This window comes from Candidatus Krumholzibacteriia bacterium (assembly GCA_035649275.1).
GTDB lineage: Bacteria > Krumholzibacteriota > Krumholzibacteriia.
This window is the reverse complement of the sequence record DASRJW010000150.1, coordinates 18,356-44,526: the sequence shown is the minus strand read 5'-3', so window position 1 is coordinate 44,526 and position 26,171 is coordinate 18,356. Positions and strand designations below refer to the sequence as shown.

The 26,171-nt window shown below is 68.5% G+C and carries 21 protein-coding genes; 10 read left to right on the top strand and 11 right to left on the bottom strand.

Annotated features, from left to right (window positions below; all coding sequences use genetic code 11):
* The first annotated feature begins 42 nt into the window (after nt 1-42).
* Nucleotides 43-540, top strand: a complete 498-nt coding sequence (locus tag VFE28_16915; GenBank protein HZM17679.1) for a hypothetical protein — start codon at nt 43-45, stop codon at nt 538-540.
* Between the two features lie 144 nt (nt 541-684).
* Nucleotides 685-1,230, top strand: a complete 546-nt coding sequence (locus VFE28_16910) for a GNAT family protein (GenBank protein ID HZM17678.1) — start codon at nt 685-687, stop codon at nt 1,228-1,230.
* A gap of 59 nt (nt 1,231-1,289) precedes the next feature.
* Here VFE28_16910 and VFE28_16905 read toward each other — a convergent pair whose 3' ends face one another.
* From VFE28_16905 to VFE28_16875, 7 genes are all read right to left on the bottom strand, one after another.
* Nucleotides 1,290-2,168 carry a DUF72 domain-containing protein gene (locus VFE28_16905; GenBank protein ID HZM17677.1) on the bottom strand — a complete coding sequence of 293 codons (879 nt, stop codon included), beginning with the start codon at nt 2,166-2,168 and terminating at the stop codon, nt 1,290-1,292.
* A gap of 9 nt (nt 2,169-2,177) precedes the next feature.
* The gene (locus VFE28_16900; GenBank protein HZM17676.1) at nt 2,178-2,981 is read right to left on the bottom strand and encodes a succinate dehydrogenase/fumarate reductase iron-sulfur subunit; all 804 of its coding nucleotides are present in this window, start codon (nt 2,979-2,981) and stop codon (nt 2,178-2,180) included.
* The gene (locus tag VFE28_16895) at nt 2,981-4,915 is read right to left on the bottom strand and encodes a fumarate reductase/succinate dehydrogenase flavoprotein subunit (protein ID HZM17675.1); all 1,935 of its coding nucleotides are present in this window, start codon (nt 4,913-4,915) and stop codon (nt 2,981-2,983) included. Before VFE28_16895 ends, VFE28_16900 begins: the two co-directional genes overlap by 1 nt.
* Nucleotides 4,912-5,604, bottom strand: a complete 693-nt coding sequence (locus VFE28_16890; GenBank protein HZM17674.1) for a succinate dehydrogenase cytochrome b subunit — start codon at nt 5,602-5,604, stop codon at nt 4,912-4,914. Before VFE28_16890 ends, VFE28_16895 begins: the two co-directional genes overlap by 4 nt.
* Before the next feature lie 118 nt (nt 5,605-5,722).
* On the bottom strand, nt 5,723-7,237 hold the full coding sequence (locus tag VFE28_16885; GenBank protein HZM17673.1) for a glycosyltransferase family 39 protein: 1,515 nt from the start codon (nt 7,235-7,237) through the stop codon (nt 5,723-5,725).
* Nucleotides 7,234-8,580 (bottom strand): NAD(P)-dependent oxidoreductase, encoded by a 1,347-nt coding sequence (locus VFE28_16880; protein HZM17672.1) that lies wholly within the window; start codon nt 8,578-8,580, stop codon nt 7,234-7,236. The genes VFE28_16885 and VFE28_16880 overlap by 4 nt, the downstream gene beginning before the upstream one ends.
* Nucleotides 8,581-8,831: 251 nt before the next feature.
* A complete protein-coding gene (locus tag VFE28_16875) occupies nt 8,832-9,260 on the bottom strand; it encodes a peptidoglycan-binding domain-containing protein (GenBank protein HZM17671.1) in 429 nt (142 codons plus the stop codon).
* A 392-nt stretch (nt 9,261-9,652) separates the two neighbouring features.
* Between VFE28_16875 and VFE28_16870 the strand changes: the two genes are divergently transcribed.
* Complete coding sequence (locus VFE28_16870; GenBank protein ID HZM17670.1) at nt 9,653-11,167, top strand: ATP-binding protein; 1,515 nt, start codon at nt 9,653-9,655, stop codon at nt 11,165-11,167.
* Complete coding sequence (locus VFE28_16865) at nt 11,164-12,543, top strand: sigma-54 dependent transcriptional regulator (GenBank protein ID HZM17669.1); 1,380 nt, start codon at nt 11,164-11,166, stop codon at nt 12,541-12,543. The genes VFE28_16870 and VFE28_16865 overlap by 4 nt, the downstream gene beginning before the upstream one ends.
* A gap of 12 nt (nt 12,544-12,555) precedes the next feature.
* Here the strand turns inward: VFE28_16865 and VFE28_16860 are convergent, their stop codons facing one another.
* Nucleotides 12,556-13,989, bottom strand: coding sequence for an AcvB/VirJ family lysyl-phosphatidylglycerol hydrolase (locus tag VFE28_16860; GenBank protein ID HZM17668.1), 1,434 nt, complete (start codon nt 13,987-13,989; stop codon nt 12,556-12,558).
* A gap of 323 nt (nt 13,990-14,312) precedes the next feature.
* Between VFE28_16860 and VFE28_16855 the strand changes: the two genes are divergently transcribed.
* The 5 genes from VFE28_16855 to VFE28_16835 all read left to right on the top strand — a co-directional run bounded on the left by VFE28_16855 (nt 14,313) and on the right by VFE28_16835 (nt 18,611).
* Nucleotides 14,313-14,756, top strand: coding sequence for a response regulator (locus VFE28_16855; protein ID HZM17667.1), 444 nt, complete (start codon nt 14,313-14,315; stop codon nt 14,754-14,756).
* Nucleotides 14,744-15,193 (top strand): response regulator, encoded by a 450-nt coding sequence (locus VFE28_16850; protein HZM17666.1) that lies wholly within the window; start codon nt 14,744-14,746, stop codon nt 15,191-15,193. Before VFE28_16855 ends, VFE28_16850 begins: the two co-directional genes overlap by 13 nt.
* An 87-nt stretch (nt 15,194-15,280) precedes the next feature.
* The gene (locus tag VFE28_16845; protein HZM17665.1) at nt 15,281-16,933 is read left to right on the top strand and encodes a phosphatidylglycerol lysyltransferase domain-containing protein; all 1,653 of its coding nucleotides are present in this window, start codon (nt 15,281-15,283) and stop codon (nt 16,931-16,933) included.
* Nucleotides 16,930-17,973 carry a flippase-like domain-containing protein gene (locus tag VFE28_16840; protein HZM17664.1) on the top strand — a complete coding sequence of 348 codons (1,044 nt, stop codon included), beginning with the start codon at nt 16,930-16,932 and terminating at the stop codon, nt 17,971-17,973. Before VFE28_16845 ends, VFE28_16840 begins: the two co-directional genes overlap by 4 nt.
* Nucleotides 17,974-18,002: 29 nt before the next feature.
* Nucleotides 18,003-18,611, top strand: coding sequence for a Reeler domain-containing protein (locus VFE28_16835; protein ID HZM17663.1), 609 nt, complete (start codon nt 18,003-18,005; stop codon nt 18,609-18,611).
* An 838-nt stretch (nt 18,612-19,449) separates the two neighbouring features.
* Here VFE28_16835 and VFE28_16830 read toward each other — a convergent pair.
* Nucleotides 19,450-20,763 carry an NAD(P)/FAD-dependent oxidoreductase gene (locus VFE28_16830; GenBank protein ID HZM17662.1) on the bottom strand — a complete coding sequence of 438 codons (1,314 nt, stop codon included), beginning with the start codon at nt 20,761-20,763 and terminating at the stop codon, nt 19,450-19,452.
* A gap of 203 nt (nt 20,764-20,966) precedes the next feature.
* Between VFE28_16830 and VFE28_16825 the strand changes: the two genes are divergently transcribed.
* Complete coding sequence (locus VFE28_16825; GenBank protein ID HZM17661.1) at nt 20,967-23,084, top strand: prolyl oligopeptidase family serine peptidase; 2,118 nt, start codon at nt 20,967-20,969, stop codon at nt 23,082-23,084.
* Here the strand turns inward: VFE28_16825 and VFE28_16820 are convergent, their stop codons facing one another.
* On the bottom strand, nt 23,085-23,804 hold the full coding sequence (locus tag VFE28_16820) for an HAD-IA family hydrolase (GenBank protein HZM17660.1): 720 nt from the start codon (nt 23,802-23,804) through the stop codon (nt 23,085-23,087).
* Between the two features lie 9 nt (nt 23,805-23,813).
* Entirely contained in the window at nt 23,814-25,742 is a 1,929-nt protein-coding gene (locus VFE28_16815; protein ID HZM17659.1) for an MASE1 domain-containing protein, read from the bottom strand.
* Nucleotides 25,743-26,171: the final 429 nt, after the last annotated feature.

The following is a 26,171-nucleotide window of genomic DNA, read 5'->3' as shown; positions in this document are numbered from 1 at the left end:
GGCGAAACCGCGCGGGGCAAGTCCCCATACTAGGAGGGTTCCATGAGGAAGATCGTCGTTGCTGCCTCGATTCTCGCTCTTCTCGCTGCGTTGCCCGTGTGGGCGGGGCATACGGGGGACAAGGCGGAGATGGAGGCCATGAAGGCAGAGTTCGGCAAGTGTCTCATGTGCAAGAACTTCGTGCCCGTGTTCGACGAGCTGATGCCGGTCATGCAGGGAGAAGTCGTGCAGCTCGACAACGGCATGGCCATGATCCACACCGTGTCGGACCCCGCCAAGGTCAAGCTGCTCCATGGAGTGGACGCGAAGTTGGACCAGTCCGCCCAGGCTTGCATGGCGCTCAGCGATGCGGATGCGCAGAAGCAGCTCTGCTCGATGTGCCAGGACATTCGCGGCGTCCACAAGGCCGGTGCCGTCGTGGCCCACGGGACCACGAAGACCGGCGACATCCTGGTGATCAGCTCCAACGATCCCAAGGTGAAGGCCCAGGTGTCGGCGCTGAAGACGAAGTGCGAAACCATGATGACGAGCAGCCGGTAGGTTGCAGCCGCCGGGCGGGAGCTCCCGCCAGGCAGGTGGATCCCGGCGGCGCGGTGGGCGGCAAGAGAGCTGGCCCACCGCGCCGTCGCTTTTCGGGGCCAGGACGTCGTCCGAGGCAAGCAGGGCACCGCCCGGGAGCTTGGCATGCGCATCGACATCGGCTCGATCTGCATCCGCAGCTACGAGAAGCGTGACAGCGCCGCCGTCCACAAGTACGCCAACAATCCCAACGTCTCCCGCCATCTGCGCGACAGCTTCCCCTACCCCTACACGCGCCGTGACGCCTTGCGCTGGGTGGCGGCGGCCCTGGCACAGGAGGAGGAGACGAACTTCGCCATCGCCAACGCCGCGGAGCTCATCGGCGGCATCGGCTTCGTGCCGCAGATGGACGTGCACCGCAAGAGCGCCGAGATCGGCTACTGGCTGGGCGAACCCTTCTGGGGCCGCGGCATCGTCACGCGAGCGGTGAGTGCCCTGGTCGCGCATGCCTTCGAAAACTCCGACCTCGTCCGGCTCTACGCCTACGTCTTCGCCGGCAACCCCGCCTCGGAGCGCGTCCTGGAGAAGAACGGCTTCGTCTGCGAGGGCGTGCTGCGGCAGAGCGTGCTCAAGAACGGCACGCTCCTCGACCAGAAGCTCTTCGCCCTCCTGCGGGATGGTTACCGGCGGGAGCCCTCCAGCACTCGGTAGTTCACGCGATCGGGATGCGGCTTCGTGACGGACGCGCCCGGCGTCGAACGTGTGGGCATTTAGCCCGCGGCGGCGCGGAACAGCTGTTGCAAGCGGCGGATCGTGGTGGGGGCGTGGCCAGCGTAGTGGTTGTTGGCGAAGACGAAGACGGTGGTGCGGGCGGCGAGCTGCGCGAGGAGCGCCGCCCAGCGCTCCAGGCTCTGGCGGTGGTCGATGACCTCGCGTTCCCAGCGCGTGGTGATGCGTTCGATGCGCTGCCGGTCGCCGAGGAGACGGAGATAGGCAAAAGGCGCGGTGCACGGGTCGAACTGGGTGGCGACGTCGGCGCCGTGGGGCATGCCGGCGCGGTCGACGAGGACGAGGGCCACCTGCCACCGCCGACAGAGAGCGGCGAAGTCGGCGTCCAGCCAGTACGGGTTGCGGATCTCGACGGCGTAGGCGAACTCCCGCGGCAAATCGGCGAGGAAGGCTTCGAGGCGGTCGCAAAACGGGGCGCGCTCGCGGAAGACGAGGGGCGAGAAGTGCGGGAACTGGAGCACCAGCGGCCCGCAGCGCTCGCCGAGACGGCTCATGACCTCGAGAAACGTGTCGCGCTCGGCGTAGGTGGCGTCGGGCGTCAGCAACCGGGTCGGGTCGGGCTCGGGTCCTTCGCCGCCATGCACGATGGAGCGGGGGAACTTGGCGGCGAGCGCAAAGTGTGGCGGTGTCTTTGCCACCCATGCGTCCACGGTTTCCGGCGCCGGCACGTGGTAGTAGGTGGCGTCCACTTCCACGGTGTCGAACTGCGTGGCGTAGTGGCGGAGGAAGTCGCCCGGGCGCGTACCCCGGGGGTAGAAGGTTCCCACCCACTCGGGAGCCGAGAAGGAGGAAGTGCCGAAGCGCACGCGGCTCGGACCGGGGAGGGGGTCGGGATCGAAGAAGCCTGGTTGCATGCTCATGGCGGCTCGTCAGCCAGCGCCGCCACTCATGCCGGCGCGGCCTGCAGCGGGTAGGCGCGGCGCCTCCTCCTGCTGCCGCAGCACCGCTCGAGTGTACTCGCGGTTGAGCTCCCCGATGAAGCGGCCGCTGATCTCCTTCGGGCAGACCGCCTCGCATTCGAACTGGTGCGAGCAGAAGCCGAAGCGCTCGGCGTCCATGGCCTGCACCATGGCGCGCACGCGCTCGTTGCGCTCCGGCTGCCCCTGCGGCAAGTGCGCCAGGTGCGCGACCTTGGCGGCGACGAAGAGCATGGCGGAGGCGTTCGGGCAGGCAGCGACGCAGGCGCCGCAGCCGATGCACGCCGCCGCGTCCATGGCGATCTCGGCCTCGTGCTTGGGCACCGGGATGGCGTTGCCCTCGGGGGCGCTGCCGGTGTTGACGGCGACGAAGCCGCCCGCCTGGATGACCCGGTCGAACGCCGAGCGGTCGACGACGAGATCCCGGATGACCGGGAAGGCGCGGGCGCGGAAGGGCTCGACCGTGATGGTCTGGCCGTCGCGGAACTTGCGCATGTGCAGCTGACAGGTGGTGGTGGCGCGTTCCGGACCGTGGGGGACGCCGTCGATGACGAGCGAGCAGGTGCCGCAAATGCCTTCGCGGCAATCGTGGTCGAAGGCGATGGGCTCCTCGCCGCCCCGGAGGAGCTTCTCGTTGAGCACGTCCAGCATTTCCAGGAAGGACATGTGGGGGCTCACCTCATCGAGCTCGTAGGGGACCAGCCGGCCGGCGGTGCGGGCATCCTTCTGGCGCCAGATGCGGAGCGTGAGGCGCATCACTTGTAGCTCCTCTGCGTCGGGTGCACGAACTCGAAGACCAGCGGCTCCTTGTGCAGCTTCGGCGCCTTCCCCGGACCGGTGTACTCCCAGGCGCTCACGTGGCAGAACTTGGCGTCGTTGCGCCGGGCCTCGCCTTCCTCGGTCTGGTACTCCTCGCGGAAGTGGCCCCCGCAGGATTCCTCGCGCTCCAGAGCGTCGGTGCAGAGCAGCTCGGCGAACTCGAGGAAGTCGGCGACGCGGCCCGCCATCTCGAGACAGATGTTGTATTCCTCGTTGCTGCCGAGGACGTTGACGTCGCTCCAGAACTCCTCGCGCAGCGCCGGCAGGCGCTGCAGTGCCTGGCGCAGGCCGTCGGCGTTGCGGGCCATGCCGCACTTCTCCCAGAGCAGGAGTCCGAGCTCGCGGTGGAAGCTGTCGACGCTGCGTTTGCCGCGCACGGCGAGGAGACGGCGGGTCCGCTCCTGCACCTCGCTCTCCACGGCGCGAAAGGCGGCGTGGTCGGTGCCGCATCGTGGTGGCACCGTGGTGGCGAAGTAGTGGCCCAGGGTGGAGGGAATGATGAAGTAGCCGTCCGCCAGTCCTTGCATGAGGGCGCTGGCACCGAGCCGGTTGGCGCCGTGGTCGGAGAAGTTCGCCTCGCCGAGGACGAAGAGACCGGGGATCGTGCTCATCAGGTGGTAGTCCACCCAGGTGCCGCCCATGGTGTAGTGCACCGCCGGGAAGATGCGCATGGGCGTGGTGTAGGGGTCTTCGCCGGTGATGCGCTCGTACATCTGGAAGAGGTTGCCGTAGCGCTCCTCGATGACCTCTCGGCCCAGCCGGCGGATGGCGTCGGCGAAGTCGAGGTAGACGCCGAGACCCGAGGGGCCGACACCGCGCCCCGCATCGCAGACCGCTTTGGCGGCGCGGGAGGCGATGTCGCGTGGGGACAAGTTGCCGAAGCTCGGGTAGCGGCGCTCCAGGTAGTAGTCGCGCTCTTCCTCCGGGATGTCCCTTGCCGCACGGCGATCGCCCTGCTGCTTCGGCACCCAGATGCGTCCGTCGTTGCGCAGTGACTCGGACATGAGGGTGAGCTTCGACTGGTACTCGCCGGCGACGGGGATGCAGGTCGGGTGGATCTGCGTGAAGCAGGGGTTGGCGAAGAAAGCGCCACGCTTCCAGGCGCGAAAGGTGGCGGTGACGTTGCAGCCCTTGGCATTGGTCGAGAGATAGAAGACGTTGCCATAACCCCCCGTGGCCAGTAGCACCGCCTGTGCCGACCAGGACTTCACCTCGCCACTCACGAGGTCGCGGGTGACGATGCCGGCGGCGCGACCGTCGGCAACGACGAGGTCGAGCATCTCAGTGCGCGCGTGCATGCGCACCTTGCCGGCGCCCACCTGCCGCGACAGCGCCTGGTAGGCGCCGAGGAGTAGCTGCTGCCCGGTCTGGCCCCGGGCATAGAAGGTGCGCGATACCTGGGCGCCGCCAAAGGAGCGATTCGCCAGCTGGCCGCCGTACTCCCGCGCGAAGGGCACCCCCTGGGCGACGCACTGATCGATGATGCTGGTGCTGATCTGGGCCAGGCGGTGGACGTTGGATTCGCGGGCGCGGAAGTCGCCGCCCTTCACCGTGTCGTAGAACAAGCGCAGCACGCTGTCGCCGTCGTTCTGGTAGTTCTTCGCCGCGTTGATCCCGCCCTGGGCGGCGATGCTGTGGGCGCGCCGGGCGCTGTCCTGGTAGCAGAAGCAGTCGACCTCGTAGCCCAGCTCGGCGAGCGACGCCGCTGCGGCCCCACCCGCCAGGCCCGACCCCACGACGATGACGCTGAACTTGCGCTTGTTCGCCGGGTTGACGAGCTTCATCTCGAAGCGCGCTTTGTCCCAGCGTTCGGCGAGCGGCCCGGTGGGGCAGCGTGACTCGAGCAGCCTGGTGTCCGTGGTGGGGCTCATGGCCCTCCTCCTGCTGGCGGGGCGACGAGACCGAGGAGCACGGCGACGGGAATCGAGATGTAACCCAGGGTGAGCAACGTCGCCAGCACCGGCCCCAACCATCGTAGGTTCTTGCTGTAGCGCGGATGGCCGACGCCGAGGGTCTGCAGGAAGCCGCCGATGCCGTGGCTCAGGTGCAGCCCCAAGAGCACCATGGAAAGTGTGTAGACGAGAGCGATCCCGGGTTGCTGGAAGCTGCCGACCACCATGGAGTAGACATCGACGTGTCCTTCCACCTCGTGCACGTACTGCGTGTGCACGTTGCGGAAGGTGAAGTGCATCAGGTGGTAGACGACGTAGAGGGCGATGGCTCCGCCGCTCAGCTGGAGCGTCCGCGCCGTCCAGCTCGCCGCCTGGGCCCGGAGCTTGACATAGCGTTGCGGCCGCGCCGTCCGGTTGAGGATGGCGACGCGGATGGCGGCGAGAATGTGGAGGAGGACGCAGGCGATGAGACCGAGACGCAAGATCCAGAGCAAGCGCGGCACCGAGTGCAGTTTCCGGGCGTAATGATTGAGGGCTTCCGGGCCGAGGAAGACCTGGAGGTTGCCGAGCAGGTGACCGATGACGAAGAGAAGGAGAACGATGCCGGTGACCGCCATCACCAGCTTCGCGCCGATGGAGGAACGCAAGGCGTCGAGCGCCGATGTCATGGACCGTCCTCGTGCACTCGGATCCGGACGTCCCGGAGACAGCCAAGGTGCCAGCCCGGCGCGGCGCCGGCACACCGGCGGTCCACGCTACGGTCTCGGCGCGGTGAAGGCAAGGGGGTCAGTTGTAGTGGCGCACCTGGGGCCAGAGGTTTTCCATGGGTCGCTTCAGGTGGCGGGCGATCCAGATGGGCTTGTCGTTCTCGTACGGCATGCAATCGCTGCAGGTGTAGGTCGTGGCGAGCTCGGCGCTCTCGAACACCTCCTGGAGATCCTCGAGGTCGCCGTCGATGACGATGACGACATCACCGCGGCAGCCGCGCGGTCCCCACAAGAAGTAGCTGTTGTGCCCCGAGAGCGCCTTCGGCAGGCCGAGGCTGGGGCCGTAGAAATCGATGGCGCCCGCCTGGCCGTAGTTCTGGCCGAAGACACAGAGGCCTTGCCGTTCTTCCGGCGTGAGACTGTCGGCGACTCGCGCCACGGTTTCGGCCAGCTCGCGCCAGCCGATGCGATCGGCGAAGAACTGCGGCAAGCGGCCCATCTCGTGGTTCTCTTCCGCCGGCGTCGAGAGACCGAGGCGCGCAGCGTAGGCCAGGTAAGCTTCGGTCGGGAGAAGCGGCTTGGCCCGGGGCGTGAGCGCGAGGCCGACGCCGGTGCAGGCGACGAGGAGAACGGCGCGGATCCAACCAAGGCGCCGAGGCGCGGTGACGTGGCCGGCGACGACGCTGCCCGCGGCGAAGAGAAGCGTGAAGAGGGGCGAGAGGTAGTAGGGCTTGGACCGCTGCGACAGAAGCAGGCCGGTGATGACGAGGCTCGCCCAGCCGAGGGCGCGGTACGGCTTCCCCGCCGGTCGAACGAGGAGGAACACGAGACCGGCGAGCACGATGGGTACGGCCGACGGGTTCATCTGCAGGGTCCAGGTGCGCAGGGTGTCGAAGAGCGAGAGTGGCGCGTTCTTGCTCCCCATGGCATGGGCCATGAACTCGTGGGCGGGCCAACCGTGTACTGCTTGCCAGAGGCAGTGCGGCAAGAAGAGGAGAAGGGCGAGCGCGCCACCGAGCCAGAGCCAGGGGCGGCGAAACTGCTGCCACTCGCGGGCGAGGAGCAATCCGGCGGCGACGCCAGCGCCCAAGAAGCCCATGCTCAGCTTGTTCTCGAGGCCGAGGCCGGCAACAAGACCGAAGAGCAGCCAGTCGCGAGGCGCGCCACCCTCGAGAATCCGGAGCAGGAGGAAGAACGCTGCTGCCCAGAGGAGCACGTCGAAGGCATTCATGGAAAGAATGCTGAAGATCGAAACGTACACCGGAGCCAGCGCCGCGAGCACGGCTGCCAGCGACACGGCGAAGCGGCCGCCACCGAGCCGGCGCGCCATTCCTGCCGTCAGAGCCACGGTGCCACCGGCAGCGAGAGCGGGCAGGAAGCGCAGTCCCAGCAGGGATGTGCCGAAGAGGTGGCGGGCGAGCCAGGCGGTATAACCGACGAGGGGCGGCTGGTCGACATAGCCGAGGCCGAGGTGCTCGGAACAAGCGAGGTAGTAGAGCTCGTCGCGGAAGATACCGCCGCGTGCCGCGGTGAGCAGATGGAAGAGCGTGGTGGCGCCGGCGATCCACCAGGGGAGGCGCGTCGCGTTCCTCACCGGGAGCGCATCCAGGCGTCGATGCCGAAGGCGGCGCGCGTGCCCTCGGCGACGGCGTTCACCACCTCCAGGCCGCCGTTGGCGCAATCGCCGCCGGCGAAGAGACCGGGGACGGAGGTCATCCCCGTCTCCGCGTCCACCACCACGCGACCCCCATCGAGCGCGAGGCCCTGGATCGCCCCGAGCCACTCGCCCAACTTCTCCTGGCCGGTGGCGGCGATCACCATGTCCACCTCGAGAACGAAGTCGCTGCCCGGGACGGGCTCGGGCCGGGCGCGGCCGCGGGCGTCGGGAGGCCCGAGGCGCATGCACTGGCAGCGCAGGCCGGCCACACCGCCGTCGCCCAGGATTTCGCTCGGTGCGGCGAGCCACTGGAAGACGACGCCGTCTCGCTTCGCCAGCTCGATCTCGTAGTGAAACGCGGGCATCTCGGCTTCGCTGCGCCGATAGACGATCCAGGTGCGCTCGGCGCCGAGGCGCACCGCCGCCGTCGCCGCGTCGATGGCGGTGTTGCCGCCGCCGATGACAGCGACGCGACGGCCGACGGGGACATCACCGTAGGGCCGCGTCTTGTAGTCGCGGATGAAATGGAGAGCGTCGACGACGCCGTTCTTGTCGGCACCGGGGATTTCGAGACGGTGCGTTCCCCCGAGACCGATGCCGAGGAAGACGGCGTCGTGATCCTGGCGCAGCGAGTCGAGCGTCAGCTGCGTTCCCACTTCCACGCCGCAGCGGAATTCGGCCCCCAGGGAACGGACGAACTCGATTTCCCGCAGGCTGTCCTCGGGTGTCATCTTGTATTGGGCGATGCCGTAGGTGTTGAGGCCTCCCGGCTCGGGGTTGCGGTCGAAGACCACGGCGGCGTAGCCCAGACGGCGGAGCGCCGCGGCACAGCCGAGAGACGCGGGACCGGCGCCGACGAGGGCGACGCGGTGGCCGTTGGCCGGCGGCAGCGGGAACAGCGCCGGCATGCCGCGCTCGAAGTACCAATCGGTGGCGAAGCGCTGCAGGCGGCCGATCTCCACGGGCTTCTCCAGATTGTGGTGCAGCACGCAGGCGCCCTCGCAGAGCACCTCCACCGGACAGACCCGAGCGCAGCTCGCACCCAAGGGATTCGCGTCCAGGATGACCCGGGCGGCGCCACGGACGTTCTCGTTGCGGATCTTCTGGATGAAGCTCGGGACGTCGATGTGCGTCGGGCAGGCGGTGATGCACGGCGCCTCGAAGCAGAAGAGGCAGCGGGAGGATTCGACGAACGCCTGGGCCGAGGTGAGGGGCTTCTGGATGTCGGCGAAGTTGCAGGCGTACTGGACGTCCGTGAGCCGGGGGGCGCGGTTCTTCATTCACGGCCTCGCGGGAACGGCCCGGGCGGCGGCTCCGGGCAGCGCTTCAAACCATCCATGGTAGACGATGCCGCGGGGCCCAACCAAGGGTGGATGGTTGGGCCGGACCGCAGAGGCGCGGCGAGGACAGAATAAACCGGGCCCGGCCGTGGGGGGCCGGGCCCGGAAGCAGAGCCGTTCGAGACCAGGTGCTGCCGCCGCGTGGGGCGGTCGCTACGAACGGCTCCTCGGCGTCGACCGGATGATGTTTCTCAGTAGGGGCTCGTGGAGCTCCCGGTCGGGCTCTTCTCGGACTTGGCCGGAGCAGCAGCGATCGGGATGCCCAGCTTCGCCATGGTCTTCTCGTCCGGTTGGCCGGTGACGGGCAGCTGATTGGTGTGTTGATAATGGCGTAGGGCTTCGCGGGTCTTCTCGCCGAAGACGCCATCCACTTTGCCCTTGAAGTCGCCGCTCTTCACCAGGGCATTCTGCAAAGCGAGGGTCTGCTCCTTGTTCAGCTGCATGTGATGCATCTCCTTCTTGTTCGATGCGCTCGTCTTGCTTGCGGCGCTCGTCGCCGAGTTGGCGCTGCCGACGGCCGGCTGCCGTTTGCCCGTGGCCGGGGTGGTTCCTCCCGCCAGCGCCACGCTCGTCACGAGCAGGACGCCGACGCACAGTATGAGAATGTTGCGCGGTCGCATGAGCCTCAACCTCCTGGGGCGGCGGGCGCTGCGCCACCTCGGTGACTTGTGTACGGGTCCAGGGCGGGGCGGGTGGCGTGAACCCGGGGGAGCCCCGCCGGACCCGACACAGAGGATCGAAGAGCGACTTCCGCGCCAATCCGCGCCCTCGACGGTAACGTGCGCACCGTGCGCGACTTCCGGCCTGGTGGCGACTTTCCTTGCCGCGCGGCGCGCGTGTCCACTTTCGCCTCGCTCGTGCCGGCCACGTCGCGATCCGGCGCGCGGCTCGCGCCGGCGCGCACTGGGGAGATTCGCCACGCCGTGGCATCCTGGGACCGACTTGCGAGGGCGTCCGTACCAGGTCTAACGTCTAGAATTCGGGTCGACCGAGCCGCTCCCTAAAGGGACCCATGAAGCTCGCGAGCAAGCTGACGCTGGTCTTGGTCCTGGCGATGTGCGTCGTCCTGGCGCTCGACGCCTGGGTGGGCATCTGGCGCGAGACGCGTCTCCTCGAAGCGGACATGCGCACGGACGAGCGCGACACCGGCCGCGCTCTGGCCACGGCCCTCGCCGACGTCCTGCAGCGGGAGGGATTGTCGCGCGCCCTGCTGCTCGTCCAGCACGCCAACGACCGCGCCTCCAGGCTGCATTTCCGCTGGGTCGAACCGGAAGCAGCGGCGGGCAGTGCTTTCGCCCCGCGCCTGCCGCAAGCCGAGCTCGCCGGCTTGGGGAAGGACGAGGTGGTGACGCGCCCGTTGCGCGCCGAGGACGGGAGAGACCGGTTGTTCACGTATATCCCGGTGCAGGTGGAAGGCCAGCTCCGTGGTGCCCTGGAGGTCTCGGAGCCACTGCAGGCCAAGCAGCGTTATCTCCGCTCGCTGGCGGTGCACCGGCTCATCACCACGGCGACTCTCGCGGCGCTCTTCAGCCTCCTGGCGGGCGTGCTCGGCGCCTGGCTCGTGGGACGGCCGATCCAGGGCTTGGTGGACAAGGCGCGGCGCGCCGGCGCCGGGGATCTTTCCGGGCCGCTCGCCCTGCGGCAGCGAGACGAGATCGGCATGCTCGCCCGCGAGCTCGATGCGATGTGCGAGCGCCTCGATGCAGCGCACAAGCAGCTGGTGTCGGAAACCGCGGCGCGCATCGCCGCGCTGGAGCAGCTGCGTCACGCCGACCGTCTGGCCACGGTGGGACAGCTCGCGGCCGGGGTGGCGCACGAGCTCGGGACGCCGCTCAACGTGGTGTCGCAGCGCGCCAAGATGATCTCCACCGGAGAGGTGACGGGCGCCGAGGCCGCCGACGGCGCCCGCATCGTCTTCGAACAGGCGCAGCGCATCACCGGCGTCATCCGCCAGCTGCTCGACCTGACGCGCCGGCGCACGCCGGAGGCCGCGCCCCAGGATCTCCGCCGCCTCGCCGAGCGGACCCTGGCGTTGCTCGCGCCGCTGGCCAAGAAGCGTGGCGTGGAGGTACGACTCGAGGGGGACGCGGGGCCGCTCGTCGGGCTCGTGGACGGCGGGCAGATGGAGCAGGTGCTCACCAATCTGGTCGTGAACGCGCTCCAGTCGATGCGCGCCGGTGGCGTGGTGCAGGTGCAACTCGGGCGCGAACGCCTGCAGCCGCCGGCGGAGGTCGGTGGCGCCGTGGCCGAGTATCTCACCTTGTCGGTGCGCGACGAAGGCGACGGGATCGCGCCGGAAAACCTGCCCCACATCTTCGACCCCTTCTTCACCACCAAGGAGGTGGGGGAAGGCACGGGAATGGGTCTGGCGGTGGCCTACGGCATCGTGCGGGACCATGGCGGCTGGATCAGCGTCGAGTCGCACCGTGGGAAGGGCAGCTGCTTCGGCATCCACCTGCCAGGCGAAGCGCCGGAGATGGGGGTGCCGGCCGCCGGGGCCGCTCTGGCCCGGGGAGGCCGGGCGTGAACGGTCGGGTGCTCGTCGTCGACGACGACCAGAACATGTGCGAGATGCTGGCGGAGTCTCTCGGGCGCCGCGGCATCACCGCGCTGTGGCGCCTCTCCGCCGACACGGCTCTCGAACTCCTCGCCGCCGAGGACTTCGACGTGGTGCTCACGGACATCAAGATGCAAGGCACGAATGGTCTCGAGCTGTGCACGCGGGTCGCCGCCAACCGACCCGACGTGCCGGTGATCGTCATCACTTCCTTCGGCAGCTTCGAGAGTGCCGTCGCCGCCATCCGCGCCGGTGCCTACGACTTCATCACCAAGCCGGTGGAGGTCGAGGCGCTGGTGCTGGCGCTGGAACGGGCGGCGCAGCACCGCGCCTTGCGCGAGGAGGTCAAGCGCCTGCGGCGGGCGGTGGGGGAGTCGCAGTTGTTCGGCGAGCTCGTAGGCGGGAGCCCGGCGATGCGCAAGCTCTACGGCCTTCTCGAGCGCGTCGCCGAGACGGACGCCTCGGTGCTCATCACTGGCGAGAGCGGCACGGGCAAGGAGCTGGTGGCGCAAGCGCTGCACCGCCGCGGCCGGCGCAGCGCCGGGCCCTTCGTCGCGGTCAACTGCGCCGCCATGCCCGAGACCCTGCTGGAAAGCGAGCTCTTCGGCCATGCCCGCGGCGCCTTCACCGACGCCCGGACCGCCCGCGCCGGTCTCTTCCAGCAGGCCCACGGCGGCACGCTCTTCCTCGACGAGATCGGTGACATGCCGGTCGGTCTGCAGCCCAAGCTGCTGCGCGCTCTCCAAGAACGGAAGATCCGTCCGCTCGGCGGCGACACCGAAACCCCCATCGACGTGCGTCTCATCGCCGCCACGAACATCGACCTGGAAGCCGCGGTGGAGGAGAAGCGCTTCCGCGAGGATCTCTTCTTCCGCATCAGCGTCATCCCCATCGAGGTGCCGCCGCTGCGCCTGCGCGGCAACGACATCCTGCTCCTGGCGCAGCGCTTCCTCGAGGACTGCGCTGCCCAGGCCGGCAAGCGTGTCGCGGGTTTGTCGGGAGCCGCGGCGGAGAAGTTGCTGGCCTATGCCTGGCCGGGGAACGTGCGCGAGCTGCGCAACTCGATCGAGCGCGCCGTGGCGCTGGCGCGCTTCGAGCAGATCACTCTCGACGATCTGCCCGAAAAGGTCCGGGACTCCCGGCGGACGCAGATCGTCCTCGCCAGCGACGATCCGTCCGAGCTGGTGCCGCTCGATCAGGTCGAGCGGCGCTACATCCGCCGCGTCCTCGAAGCGGCGGGCGGCAACAAGACGCTGGCGGCCCGCATCCTCGGTCTCGATCGCAAGACGCTGTATCGCAAGCTGGAGAGCTGGGCCGACGACGAGTCCGAGTCCGGAGCGTCTTGAAGCTGCCGTGACTCAACGCCCGGCGACGATCTCGTGCAAGATCGCCTCGGCGATGGCTCCATAGTTGCCGCCGATCCGATGTCCGCCATGGAGGCCCACGCTCTCCACCAAACCGGGATCCAGATCCTTGCACAGTGCATCGTCGTCCTCGGCGCCATAGAAGCAGAGCATGCGCAGGCCGCGCAGCTTCTCCACCTCCGGGCGCACCGGGAGCGACGGCGGGCGGTGCGCGCCCCCCAGCCAGCCGGAGACACGGAGCTCGAAGTCGGCGCTCGATCCCAGGCCGAGAAAGGCGACGAGGGCGATGCGCCGCTTCAGATCCGCAGGCAGGCGCTCCACCACGAAGGGGAGGACGTCGGCGCCCATCGAGTAGCCGATGAGGATGGCGCGCTCCTTCTTCCAGGCCGTCAAATAGTGACGCAGGATGCTCTCGACGTCAGCGGCGATGGCATCCGGCGTACGGGGATTCCAGAAGTAGTGCAGCGAGTTGAGGACGACGACCGGAGTCCCGTGCTGCGCGAGCATCGTGGCAATCCCGTGGTCGGTGACGCCGTAGCCGCCGTCCCCGGTCAAATGCAACGCCAGAAGATCCGACTCGGGAGGGTGCGGCGCGACTTCGGTGAGCGGCAGATGCTCGAGCTCGGGGGCCGCGAGTGTCTGGGGCGTGGCCGCGACCGGTGCTGGCGCCACCGCGCTCTTGGGTGGCTCACCTGTTGTACTGGCGCCGCTTGCTGCCGGCGGCACCTGCAGGCGCATGCCCACCGCGGACGGATCAGGACGGGCCGAGAGGCGCTCGAATGCCGCCTTGAACTGGGGCATCCAGTGGCTGGGCACCGAGTAGCCGTGCCCGACCTTGGGCAGCATGACGACCTCGGCGCCATGCACCTTCTTCACGTAAGCGAGCGTGCTCTCCGGATCGCAGACTTGGTCGATCGTTCCCTGCAGAGCGATCCACGGCACCTCGAGAGCTGCGTCCGGGAGCACGATCAGGCCGGTGCCGCGGGGAGTCGGTCGTGTGGCGAGCCCACTACCCGGGCACAGCGGGTGGGTCACCGCCAGGTCGGGGCAGAAGCCCAAGCTGATGGCACCGCGGAAGGCGGCCGGCGGAGCCTGCGCGATCGCCGCGTAGACGAGCGTGGCCCCGGACGAGTAGCCCACGAGCACCGGCGTCACGTAGCGCCCGAAGCCCCGGCTCTTCTGCACCGCCTGGCTCAGCGCCTCGAAATCCGCCGCGGGGTAGAGGCAACGCTCGGAGCTCTGCCGCAGCTCCTTCAGGTAATGGGTGATGTCGATGCCCGCGACCAGCGCGTCCAACGCCGCCAGCTCGCGCGCCATGTCCACCACGCCCTGGTTCCAGCCGCCGTCCCCGGAGACGAAGAGCACGACGCGCGCGGGAGAAGGAAACTGCTGGTAGAGGTGGACCCGACCGAACCGGCCGACAGACAAGGAATCCTCGCTGGCGGCGGAGGCCGCTGCCATGCTTGCCAAGAACAGCACCGATAGAACCGCAGCCCGCATCGGTTCCCTCTTTCACCTCAGCTACACCGATCATAGCCCCGCCCGGTCCGGCCGTGGCGTCCTGCCCCGCGGGGCAGAATTCCTCGACCCGGCGCGGGCCCAGGCGCCGCGACCGGAGAAAACACCCGCCCTCGCGCTCCTTGGACGCAGCGGGGCGCACCGCCACGGGCTCGGGCGCGCGGCGCGCCGCTCTCGCTGCCCTGCCGCTGGTATGTCGCATGCAACGCGAGGGGCAGCACGGGAGGTGCATCATGACAGAGACGCGGGTCCGTCCGCGGCGGGCGAAGGAGCGCCGTGGCATGCACGTTTCGCGGCGGGCGCGGGTGCTGCTCGCCGAGGACGACGACGAGATGCGCTATCTCCTCGCCGGCGCATTGCTCAAGCAAGGACACGACGTCGTGCCCATGCCGAATGGATTGCAGCTCCTCGAAGAGGTCGCCACCTCGGAGCGACGGGGCGACCCGGTGGACGTCGTGATCACCGACGTCCGCATGCCGGGCGTCACGGGACTCGAGGCCCTCGAATGGCTGCGCGAACTGGGTTGCCGCGCTCCGCTGCTCGTCATTACCGCCTTTGGTGATGAGCCGACTCATGCGGAAGCGCGGCGACTCGGCGCCACGGCAGTGCTCGACAAGCCCTTCGACATGGAGGTCCTGACTCGTCTCGTGGAAGAGGTCCTCGCATGTCCCGAGTGATGGAGTCCGTCACGCCACGGCCGCGGGCGGAACCCGCGCTCCTCACCCCGGGCGCCCGCCTGGTGCTCGCCGAGGACGACCTGGAAATGCGGCGGCTGCTCGCGTGGAGCCTGCGGCGCGCCGGCTACGAGGTCGTCGAGGCGGGCAACGGCTCCGAACTCCTGGAGCGGGTCGAGGACTGCGAGCGCAACGCCACCCCGGCGCAGCTCGTGATCACCGACCTCCGTATGCCGGGGGTCACCGGGCTGCAGGCCATCGAGTACCTGCGGCAGAGCGGCCGCTCCATCCCTGTCATCTTGATCACGGCCTTCGGCGATCCTACCCTCCACCAGCGCGCGCCCCGCTTCGGGGCCTGCGCCGTCCTGGACAAGCCCTTCGAGTCCGAGCAGCTCGAAGCGCTCATCGACCGGTGGTCGCGACCAGCGCACGGGCGCTGAGGTTCCGGCCCAGCCTCCTGCCGGACCCTCGGGGCGCCTCCTGGTGTGCCGACTGCCGGCGTCGAGCTCTGGCAGGGTCGGATCGCCATGCGAGGCGAGAGTCTGCAGCGGGTGGCCCGCCGCGACTGGCCGCTCTGGCTGGTCGCCGGCGCGACCTTCGCCAACGGCGCCCTCGGCGTCCTGCACTCGCTGTTCACCCGTGTGCCGGAGTCGCCGCGACTCGGTGCCGTCCTGCCCTTCGGGTTGCACCACTGGAGCAGGCTCCTCACCCTGGCCACCGGCTTCCTGCTCCTGTATCTCGCCCATCACCTGCGGCGGCGGCGGCGAGCGGCCTGGTGGCTGGCGACGATCGCCTCGGTCGTGGCCGCCGCGGCCCATCTCGGGCGTGGCCACCACACGACGCTGGCGGTCGCCCCCGGCACCACCGCCGTGCTCCTCCTCCTGTTCCGCCGGCGTTTCACCGTGCACTACGAGCCTGTCAGCGTGGCGCGCGGCGTGGGGCTCGTCGTAATCAGCCTGGTCGCCGCGCTCGCCTACGGCACGCTGGGGTTCTGGCTCCTCGACCGGCGCGACTTCGGCATCAACTTCCGTCTCCACGATGCCTGGATCCGCATCCTGCGCCAGTACTCGCTGGCGGGGAATCCGGACTTGGTGCCGCACACACGCCACGCGCGCTGGTTCCTGGATTCGCTGCAGTTCCTCGGTCTCACGGCCGGGCTCATCGCGGTGTACTCGCTCTTCCGGCCGCTGGCCTTTCGCTTGCGGACGTTGCCGCATGAACGAGCCCAGGCCGCGGAGATCCTCGCGGTGCACGGGAGGTCCGCCCTGGACCACTTCAAGCTCTGGCCGGACAAATCGTTCTACTTCTCCCCCTCGGGGCGTTCGTTCATCGCCTATCGAGCCGCGCTCGGGTGTGCCATCAGCCTGGGCGATCCCGCCGGTCCGGCCGACGAGCTGGAGGAAACGGTGCGGCGTTTCGCCAGCTTCTGCGCCGACAACGGCTGGCAGCTCGCCTTCCATCAGACGCTGCCCGACGCCTTGCCGCTGTATCGCCAGCTCGGCATGCACGAGCTCAAGGTGGGCGAAGAAGCCTTGGTGGATCTGCAGGTGTTCATCACGCGGACGCAGGAAGCGAGCGGCTTCCAGCGGGTGCGCCGGCGGGCCCAAACGCTCGGCTTGCAGGTGACGCGACACGAGCCGCCGCATCCGGAGGTTCTCTTCGACGAGGTGCAACGGATCTCCAACGAGTGGCTGTCGCTCCCGGGCCGGCGCGAGCGTAGCTTCACCCTCGGTCGCTTCGACCACGCCCACACGAGCCAAACGCCGTTCTTCGTGGTCCGCGACCGCTCGGGAAGCGGCCTCGGTTTCGTCAACCTGATCCCTTGCTACCCGGAGGGCGACAGCACCATCGACCTCATGCGCCATCGAGTGGAGGTGCCCAACGGGACCATGGACTTCCTCTTCCTGGAGGTCTTGCTGGCCCTCTCGGCGCGGTATCGTCGCTTCAGCCTCGGGCTCGCACCACTCTCCGGTGTCGGGGACCGCCCCGGGGCGCCGCTCGAGGAGCGCGCCGTGCACCAGGTCTACGAGCGGCTGAACCGCTTCTTCTCTTACAAAGGATTGCGGGCGTACAAGGCCAAGTTCGAACCCGCTTGGGAGGAGCGTTTCCTCGTCTACGAGGGCGGACCGGCAGGTTTGGTGCGCGCGGGACTGGCGCTGACGCGGGTGACGGAGGGATGAAGGAAGAAGGCAAGAGCACGCGGCGCGGCAAGGGCGTGGCCCTGGTGCTGGTGTGTGCGCTCCTCGGTATCCTCTTGGCGTCGATGGACGCGCGCGATGCGGCCCAGGTGCTGCATCAAGCCCGCTGGATCTACGTGCCCGTGGCGGTCCTCTGCACCGCCCTCTCTTATGGTTGTCTGAGCGGCGGCTACACGGCCATCCACCGTGTCTTCGGCATCCGCTTGCCGCGGCGCGATCTGCTCGAGATCGGCTTCATCTCCTTCGCCCTCAACAACCTGCTCTCGATCGGGGGAACTGCCGGCTACTCGCTCCGCCTCGTTCTCCTGCGCCGCCGCGGCCTCGCGGCGGGGGACGTGCTCGCCGCTTCCCTGGTGCACTCCTATCTCAACCACATCGTGATGATGTCGCTCCTGCCACTCGGGTTGCTGTATCTCCTGCTCCGCCACCCTCTCGGGCGCACTCAGACGGAGTCCCTCGCCGCCGCCTCGGCGCTCGCGCTTCTCCTTCTCGCGGGCAGCACCGTGCTCCTGGGGCACCGTGCGGCGCGATCCAAGGCAGCGCGGTTCGTCGGCGCCGCCTCCCGGCGCCTGCTCCGGCGCGATGTCGAGCCCGTCCTCCGTCATCTGGATGCGACACTCGGCGCCGGAATGGATGCCATCCGCGCCCGCCCTCGCCTCCTCGTGCTCCCGGTGCTCCTCGTGCTCGCCGACTGGGCGACGAGCGTCCTCGCCCTGGACTTCTGCTTCAGGGCGCTCGGCGAGGCGCTCCACCCGGGCGTGCTGCTCACCGGCTTCGCTCTCGGCGTCACCCTCGGCTTCCTCTCCATGCTCCCAGGCGGCATGGGCGTTCAGGAAGGCTCCATGGTCGGCACCTACGCTCTCCTCGGTGTCGACTACGAACGCGCCGTGCTCGCGTCGATGCTGTTCCGAGTCCTCTATTACTTGCTGCCGTTCGCGGTCAGTCTGCTGCTTTACGTGCGCTTGCTGCGCGGCGAAATCAGGTCCTCCCCGATGCAGGAGATCCCCGCCCGGGAGCTATGATCTCGCCTCATCTCACGAAGGAGCCCGGCATGCCCTCGCCGCTGCCGCGACGCTTCGTCTTTGCCTGGGCCAGCATCGTTTGGGCTGCAGCCGCGCCCGTCTGGGGCTACAGCAGCGGAGCCGGGACCTGCTCGTATCCGAGCGCTGGCTGGTACCAGATGGGCGGCGGGCAAGCTGGGACGGGTGGCTTCGTCATCCGCGTCTTCGACGACACCGGTCCCGTCACCCACTATTCTCCCGGCGCGACGTACACAGTCGAGATCTCCAACACCGCTGCCTATCCGGGTTTTCTCCTGCAGTGCGTCCGCGGCGTACCCGGGACGCCGAACCTCGGTGGGGCTGGTGTCTTCACGTGGACGGACTCGGCGCTCTACCACAACGGGCCCTGTTCCACTCCGACCTCGAGCGTCACGCATGCTTTCGCTCGCGCCTATCCGCCCGAAGTTCGGCGCACATCGGACACCTTCCTGTGGACGGCTCCGGCCATCGGCACCGGCAGCGTCACCTTCCACCTGGTCGGCGTGCGGTCGCAGTACGAGTGGTACGGACAGGAGACATTGCTCCTCTACACGCTGATGGAAGGCGGTGTGCCGGTGCGCGCGCCGAGCTGGTCCGCGATCAAGAACCTCTTCCGGTGATGGTGGCGTTTTCGTGAGCATCCGTAGGAGGGGTCAACTCAACGAGCAAGAACGAGCTTGTGTGTGCGCACGCCGTCCGGGGACTCGAGCCGGACGAAGTACACGCCGGCGGCCACCGGCCTGCCGTTTGCGTCTCGGCCGTCCCAGGTGACGCTACTCACGCCCGCGGGGGCGAGCCTTTGTAGCAGACGTGCCACTTCGCTCCCCGTGACGTCGTGCAGGCTCAAGCGCACAGGAATCGGATCAGCCAACTCGAAGCGAATCGCGGACATCGAGCACGTGCAGAAAGGGCCCGGCGGCGACGCACAGCAAGTCCCCGGCAACGGCAAGACCCGTAGCCCAACCCACAACCATCGCGCGAGGTTCAGCCGGGGTCGAGACGGTTCCCACGATGGCAGGCGCGGAAGGGTCGCGGATATCGACGACACGGAGTGAACCGTCACCGGTGAGGTAGGCCGTGGTGTCCTCGACGGCAACGGCCCGGGCAAATCCTGGCAATGAACCAACGAGAACTGGTTTGACAGGGTTCCGGATGTCCAGGACGCGCAGACCAGCGACGGTCGCCAAGTAAGCGAACTCGCCTTGGATCGCCACAGACACGGCGTTTGCCCCAGGCGTGTCCACGGATCCGACGGGTTCCGGGTGCTGGGAATAGTCCGCGCAGCTCTGGGCGAGGACGGGCGCCTCCCTCGCGGCGCCGAGCCACAAGAGCACCGAGACCCAGCATCGGCTCACGATAGCAGCCTCTCCAAGGGACCCCCGGTCGAAAAATACGAGTTCCGTGCAACCAGTCAAGCAACCGAGAGGGTCGTCTGTCTCGAGTCGACGGGGCCGACAGTCATTGCGGCGGATCGGAATCACGGCGATCACCCGTGATGAGCCGGGCGCCGCGGTCGAAGGTGAAGTAGGCCCAGATCCACTCCACCATCACGATGAGGCGCTTGTCGAAGCCGATGAGGAGCGCGATGTGGAGGAAGGCCCAGAAGAGCCAGGCGAAGTAGCCAGCGAAGCGTATGCTTCCCAGCTGCACCACCGCATGGGCACGGCCGATCGTCGCTAACATCCCGAGATCCTTGTAGGTGAGCGGCTCGCGCGCTTCGTTCCTCAGGCTGTGGACGATGTTGCGCGCTACGAGCCGGCCCGCCTGGATGGCACCCTGGGCGACGCCGGGCACTTCGACGCCTGCTGCGTCCACCAGGCGCGCCATGTCGCCGAGGACGTAGACCTCGGGATGGCCGGGGACGGTGCAGTCCTTCTCGACGAGAACGCGGCCGGCGCGATCGAGAGGGACTCCGAGGGTGGCGCCGAGGGGCACGGCGCGGACGCCGGCAGCCCAAATGATGTTTCCCGCCCGGATGCTCTTCTCGCCCAAGCGCACCACGCCGTCTTCGATGTCGGTGACCGGCGTGCCAGCGAGAACCTCGACGCCGATCTTGCGGAGCGAACGCGCGGCGCGAGTGGAAAGGGAGGGAGCGAAAGTGTTCAGCACCTGCGGCCCGGCTTCGACGAGGAGGACGCGCGCGGTTTCCGGATGGATGCGGCGGAAGTCTTTCTGCAGCGTCTGCCGGGCGATTTCCGCCAGCGCGCCTGCCATCTCCACGCCCGTCGGGCCGCCGCCGATGACGACGAAGGTCATGAGCGCTTCGCGCTCGGCCTCGTCGTCGGTGCGCTCGGCGCGCTCGTAGGCCAGGAGAACGCGACGGCGGATCTCGAGGGCATCCTCGAGCGTCTTCAACCCCAGGGCATGCCGGGCCCAGGCGTCGTGGCCGAACCAGGAATGCGTGGCGCCGCAGGCGAGAACGAGAAAATCGTAGGCAAGCTCACCATCCTCCAGACGCAGGGTGCGGCGTTGCAGATCAACGCCGCTCGCCTGCGCCAGGAGCACCGTCGCGTTCTTCTGCCGGCGGAGAATGCGCCGCAGCGGTTCGGCGATGTCGGCGGGCGAGAGGCCGGCCGTCGCCACCTGATAGAGCAAGGGCTGGAACAGGTGATGGTTCCTGCGGTCCACGAGGATCAGGTCGACCGGGGCGCGCCGCAGCTTGCGGGCGGCGGTGAGACCGCCGAAGCCGCCGCCGACGATGACGACCCTCGGGCGGGAAGTCTCGCGCTTCGCGGCGAGCGGCTGCGCCTGCTGAGAGGGCTTCGGGTCCACGGCGGGAAGATACGTCCCGGGACAGCGGGAAGATATGGCCCGAGGCAGCGGTGAGGGGGCGGCCCGGTGGCAGCGCCAGCGGTGCGCTGGCTCTCCCGATTGGTGCTCTTCGGGTGTAACATACTCGTCCGCATGCAACAGACCGGAACCGGGGCCGGCCGCACGGCTTGACCCCAGGGGAGCCCCACAGGAGGGTCTTGGTGATGAAGAAAGCACGCTTGTTCTTCCTTCTCGGCGCCTGCCTCGTCGCCATGGCCTTGCCGGCGCTCGCCGCAAAACCCGTCGAGACCCGCAAGGTCGACCAGGTCGACGATTTCTTCGGCACCAGCGTCGCCGACCCGTACCGCTGGCTCGAGAACGTGGACGACCCGGAAGTGCAGCAGTGGGGGGAGTCACAGAATCAGGTGACCCGGACCTATCTCGACGGCTTGCCCGCCCGGGAGGCCATGGTGCGCCGCTTGACCGAGCTGCAGGACTACCCGCGCTATGGCCTGCCGACAAAGGAAGGCAACTGGGTCTTCGCCTCCAAGAACGACGGCTTGCAGAACCAATCGGTGCTCTACAAGCGGAAGGGCCTGGACGGGAAGCTCGAAGTCCTCCTCGATCCCAACGCGCTGAGCGCCGACGGCACCATCTCCCTCGGCGCCTCGGAGACCAGCGATGACGGCGCCCTTCTGGCGTACGGCCTCAGTCAGAGCGGCAGCGACTGGCAGGTGCTCCACGTCCGCGACGTGGCCTCGGGGAAGGATCGCGCCGACAAGCTGGAGCGCGTGCGCTTTACCGAGATCGCCTGGGCCGGAGACAAGAGCGGCTTCTTCTACTGTCGCTATCCCGAGAAGGAAGAACACTTCCAGAAGGTCTACTTCCATGTCCTGGGGCAGGCGCAGAGCAAGGACCGCCTGGTCTACGAACGGCCGGAAGACGGGGATCTCGGCTTCAGCCCCGACGTGAGCCACGGTGGCCGCTGGCTCGTGGTGCAGGTGTGGAAGGGGAGCGCTGGCAAGGACGAGATCTTCGTCCAGGATCTGCAGGCCAAGTCGTCTTCGCTCGCGCCGCTCTTCGCCGGCTTCACTGCCGAGTTCGAGTTCATCGAAGCGAGCGGCAGCAAGCTCTTCTTCGAGACCGACCTGGGAGCGCCGCGGCGGCGCATCGTGGTGGTGGACATGGAAGCACCGAGCCGCGAGCCGAAGACGGTGGTCCCGGAGCACGTGAGCGACGTCATCAGCACCTCCCGCTTGGTGCAGCGGCAGCTCGTGGTGTCGAGCATGCACAATGCTTACCACCGCTTGCGCATCTACGGCCTGGACGGCGCCTTGCAGCAGGAAGTGGAGATGCCGACTCTCGGCGCCGTCACCGGGGTGAGCGGCAGGCCCGAGGACCCGGACTGCTTCGTCGGCTTTAGCTCCTTCCTCTTCCCGACGCAGAACTATCGCCTGGATCTCGCGACGGGCAAGCTCTCCCTCTATCAGAAGGCGGAGATGCGCTTCGACCCGGCGCCGTTCGTGACCCGGCAGGTGTTCTACGAGTCGAAGGACGGCACCAAGGTCCCGATGTTCCTGGTGCACAAGCGCGGCCTGATGCTGGACGGCAACAACCCCGTCTGGCTCACCGGCTACGGTGGCTTCAACATCAGCCGTACGCCGAACTTCTCCACCTCGCGCCTCTTCTGGCTGGAGCAGGGCGGCGTCTTCGCCCTGCCGAACCTGCGCGGCGGCGGCGAGTTCGGTGAGGAGTGGCACAAGGCTGGCATGCTGGAGAAGAAGCAGAACGTCTTCGACGATTTCATCGCCGCCGCCGAGTGGCTGGTGGCCAACGACTACACGCGCACGTCGCGCCTCGCCATCGAGGGTGGCAGCAACGGCGGTCTCCTCACCGCGGCTTGCGCCCTGCAGCGGCCGGATCTCTACGGCGCCGTCATCTCCCGCGTGCCCGTGACCGACATGCTGCGCTATCAGCTGTGGACGATCGGCTCCTACTGGGTGCCGGAATACGGCGATCCGAAGAATGCGGAGCACTTCCGCTTCCTCTATGCCTATTCGCCGGTGCACAACGTGCGGCCGGGAACGAAGTTCCCTCCCATGCTGATCACCACGGCGGACACGGACACGCGGGTGTACCCGGCGCACGCCAAGAAATTCGCCGCCGCGGTGCAAGCCTGCAACGTCTCGGACCATCCGATCCTGCTCCGGGTGGAGACCAAGGCGGGGCATGGCGGAGGCAAGCCGACCGCGAAGCAGATCGAGGAGAACGCCGACCTCTATGGCTTCGCCATGGACCGGCTGCACATGACGCTCGCGACGCCGGCCGCGGCGGCGCCCTGATCAGCGGCCGAGGCGCTCGAGGAGGGCCGGCAGATCGGACCAGCGGTGCACCACGTGGGCGCCGGAGGGCGCGCCGCCGTCTCGGGTTGTATCCAGATGGATGGCGTGCATGCCGGCGCCGAGCGCCCCTTGCACGTCCGAGCGCAGGCTGTCGCCGACGTGCGCGGCCTGCGCCGCCGGGACACCGGCGAGGCCGAGAGCCGCGTGGAACAGGCGCACATCGGGCTTCTGGTAGCCGCAGCGGAACGAGAGGCAGACGACGTCGAAGGTCGCTTCGAGGCCGAAGGCGGCGAGCACGTCGAACAGCCGCGAATCGATGTCCGAGATGATGCCGAGACGTAGACCCCGGGTGCGGAAGAGCCGCAGGGCCTCGGCGACTCCCGGCAGGAGCACCCAGGCATCGCGGTGGCGGAAGGCTTCGAAGACCTCGGCGAAGAAAGCCTCGAAATCAGGAAAGGGTCCGAAAGGCGCGAGCGAGCGGCGCGCCACCTCGTGCCACCAGCCGCGCTCGCGGGCTTGGATCTCCGCCTCGGCGAGACCTGGGGCGACAGGCTGCGGGATCCCGGCGATGGCCTCCTGGAAGCTGCGTTCCACCAACCCGGGCTCGACCTGCAAGCCGTGCCGAGCCGCGCAGCGAGCGTAGATCTCACCCACCGAACCGCGAACGTCGAGCAAGGTGTGGGTCACGTCGAAGAAGACGTGGGTCAGGCGCCGGTCCATACCTCGGGATCATAGCGAACTGATCGAGCAGCGGACGGTGGTTTCGCCCGGAGCGCTCTGGACCTGCAGTTGACCGCCGAGGAGCTCGGCGCGGTAGCGCATGAGGCGGAGCCCCAGGCCCTCGGTGTTCCCGTCGGGGTCGAAGCCGACGCCGTCGTCCTGGATGGCGAGGGTGAGACCGGAGTAGACGGCGGCGAGGTTGATCGCGATCCGCGCTGCTTTGCCATGGCGCACGGCGTTGCTCGTGGCTTCCTGCGCGATGCGGTACAGATGCATCGTGACGTGGCGGCCGCAGTGATGGTCGAAGTGATCACCGGTGAAGACACAGGCGACGTTGAAGCGCCTCTCCGTGTCGGCGGCGAGATCCTGCAGCGCGCTCGGCAACCCCTCGCCGAGCACGACCGCCTCCGGTAGCCCCCGGGCAAGACTGCGCGTCTTGGTCATGGCGAGATCGAGGAGAGAGAGAATCTCTCCCATGGCCCCGGCCTCGGCAAGGGCGAGGGCGGCGAGCTTCTTCTCCAGCGTCTTGGCCAGGAAAGAGACGCCGGTAAGGAGCTGGCCCAGGTCGTCGTGCAGGTCCTGCCCGAGCCGGAGCTGCTCGCGGTGGCTCACCTCCAGGAGCTCGAGCTCGAGCCGGCGGCGCTCGAGCTCCATCACCTTGTGCTCGGTGATGTCCCGCGCCGTGCCGTGCATCGCCACCGCTCTGCCGTCCCGCTGCACGACTTCTCCCAGGCAGTGGAGCCAGCGCGCCGAGCCGTCGGGCCGGACGATGCGGTCCTCGAAGCCGAATGCTTCGCCGGTATGACGGGCCCGATCGATGGCGGAGGCGACGAGATCGCGGTCCTCCGGGTGCACGCGGGAGAGGTAGGCGTCGTAGCTCAAGGCGAGAGATCCGGGCTCGAGACCGTAGATGCGGTAGAGCTCGTCGGACCACTGCACGCGGTCGCTGTCGATGTCCCAGGCCCAGGACCCGAGGTGTGCCAGAGCCTGCGCCTTGGTCAGGTTGTGTTCGGTCGCGCTCAGCTGGGCTTGCGCGCGGGCGCGCAAGGCCTCGCCGACGCGCCGGCGCTCGGAGACGACGGCGGCGAGCGCGAGCGCCATGACCATCACGGTGCCGAGGAAGGCCTGCAGGATGAAGAGAGAGGTGTTCTGCGCCTGCCGGACGAAGGGCCCGTAGCCTCGCACCGTGCCGCTCACCGCAATGGCGGTGAGAGCGAGGCCGAGGAGGGCAGCGCCGCGTTGCTCGAAGCGGAACGCGGCCCACACCAAGAAGGGGATGCAGAGGAAAGCGAGGGGCGCGGTGCGCCCTGCTCCCGGAACGAGGCCCCAGAAAACGAGAAAGGCGATGAGAAGGGCGAGACACGAGAGCGCGGCGGCCCGGAGCGACACTCCCGCGCCGAGACGCGGGCGCCAACCCCGGAAAACGAGGAACGGCGGTCCCACCACGAGGGCGCCGACCGCATCGCCGAGCCACCAGGTCGAAGCGATGGGCGCGAAGCTCGACCAGGCAGCCAGCCCGCCCAGGCAGAGGCTGGTAACGCCGATGCTGGCGCTCAGCAAGGGGCTGACGAGAGCCCCGAGACCGACGTAGCGGAAGAAGTCACGCGGCCGTTCGAGGGCGCGCGCGCCTCGAGCGTAGCGACCGACGAGGAGCGCTCCCACCACGGCTTCGAGCGTGTTGCCAGCGGCGATCCCCAGCGACGTGGGCCAGTTCCCCGAGGTGAGCAGGTTCGCCGCGAGTGCGCCCAGGGTGATGCCCGGCCACAGGCGCAGACCGCGGAGGAGGAGCGCCGCGAGGGCGATGCCCGTCGGCGGCCACACCGGGCTGGCACTGCGGTGCAGGAAAGCGAGGCTCAGCCCGAGCCGCGCGGTCAGGAGGTAGACGAGCGCAAGGGCGACGATCCAGCCGCCGTCATGGAGCCAAGCACGTCGATGCATGTCGCCAGAGAATGCGAGAGGGGGGCACGCGACGACTCCAGGAGTCGCCGTACAGAGGAGCCCCCCGATCGGGTGCAGAGTCACGCCAGGTGGGAATGCACGTTCGAACGAAGTGCCGGGCCGAGCCCGGCCTGTGTGCGGATCGCTGGTGGAATCCCCCCTCTCGCACGATCCGCGCCGCGGCGGGGGATGCCGAGGGCTTGCGCGGGCCACGTACCATGGAAGGCCTCCCGGCGTCGCTGGGCTCTTTTAACTGCTGTTTCGCCCCGGATGCAACCCATTCTCTCCGGTCTTCACCCTCCCTTAACAGCGGGGAACTTCCGGGTGGAGACGCCAGGGAGGCCCTGGAATAGGCATCAGGTAAACCCCTAGGCGAGTGACCCGGAGAACCCCTAACGAGGGCTGTTTTCGCGTGCAAGTTCCTGGCTC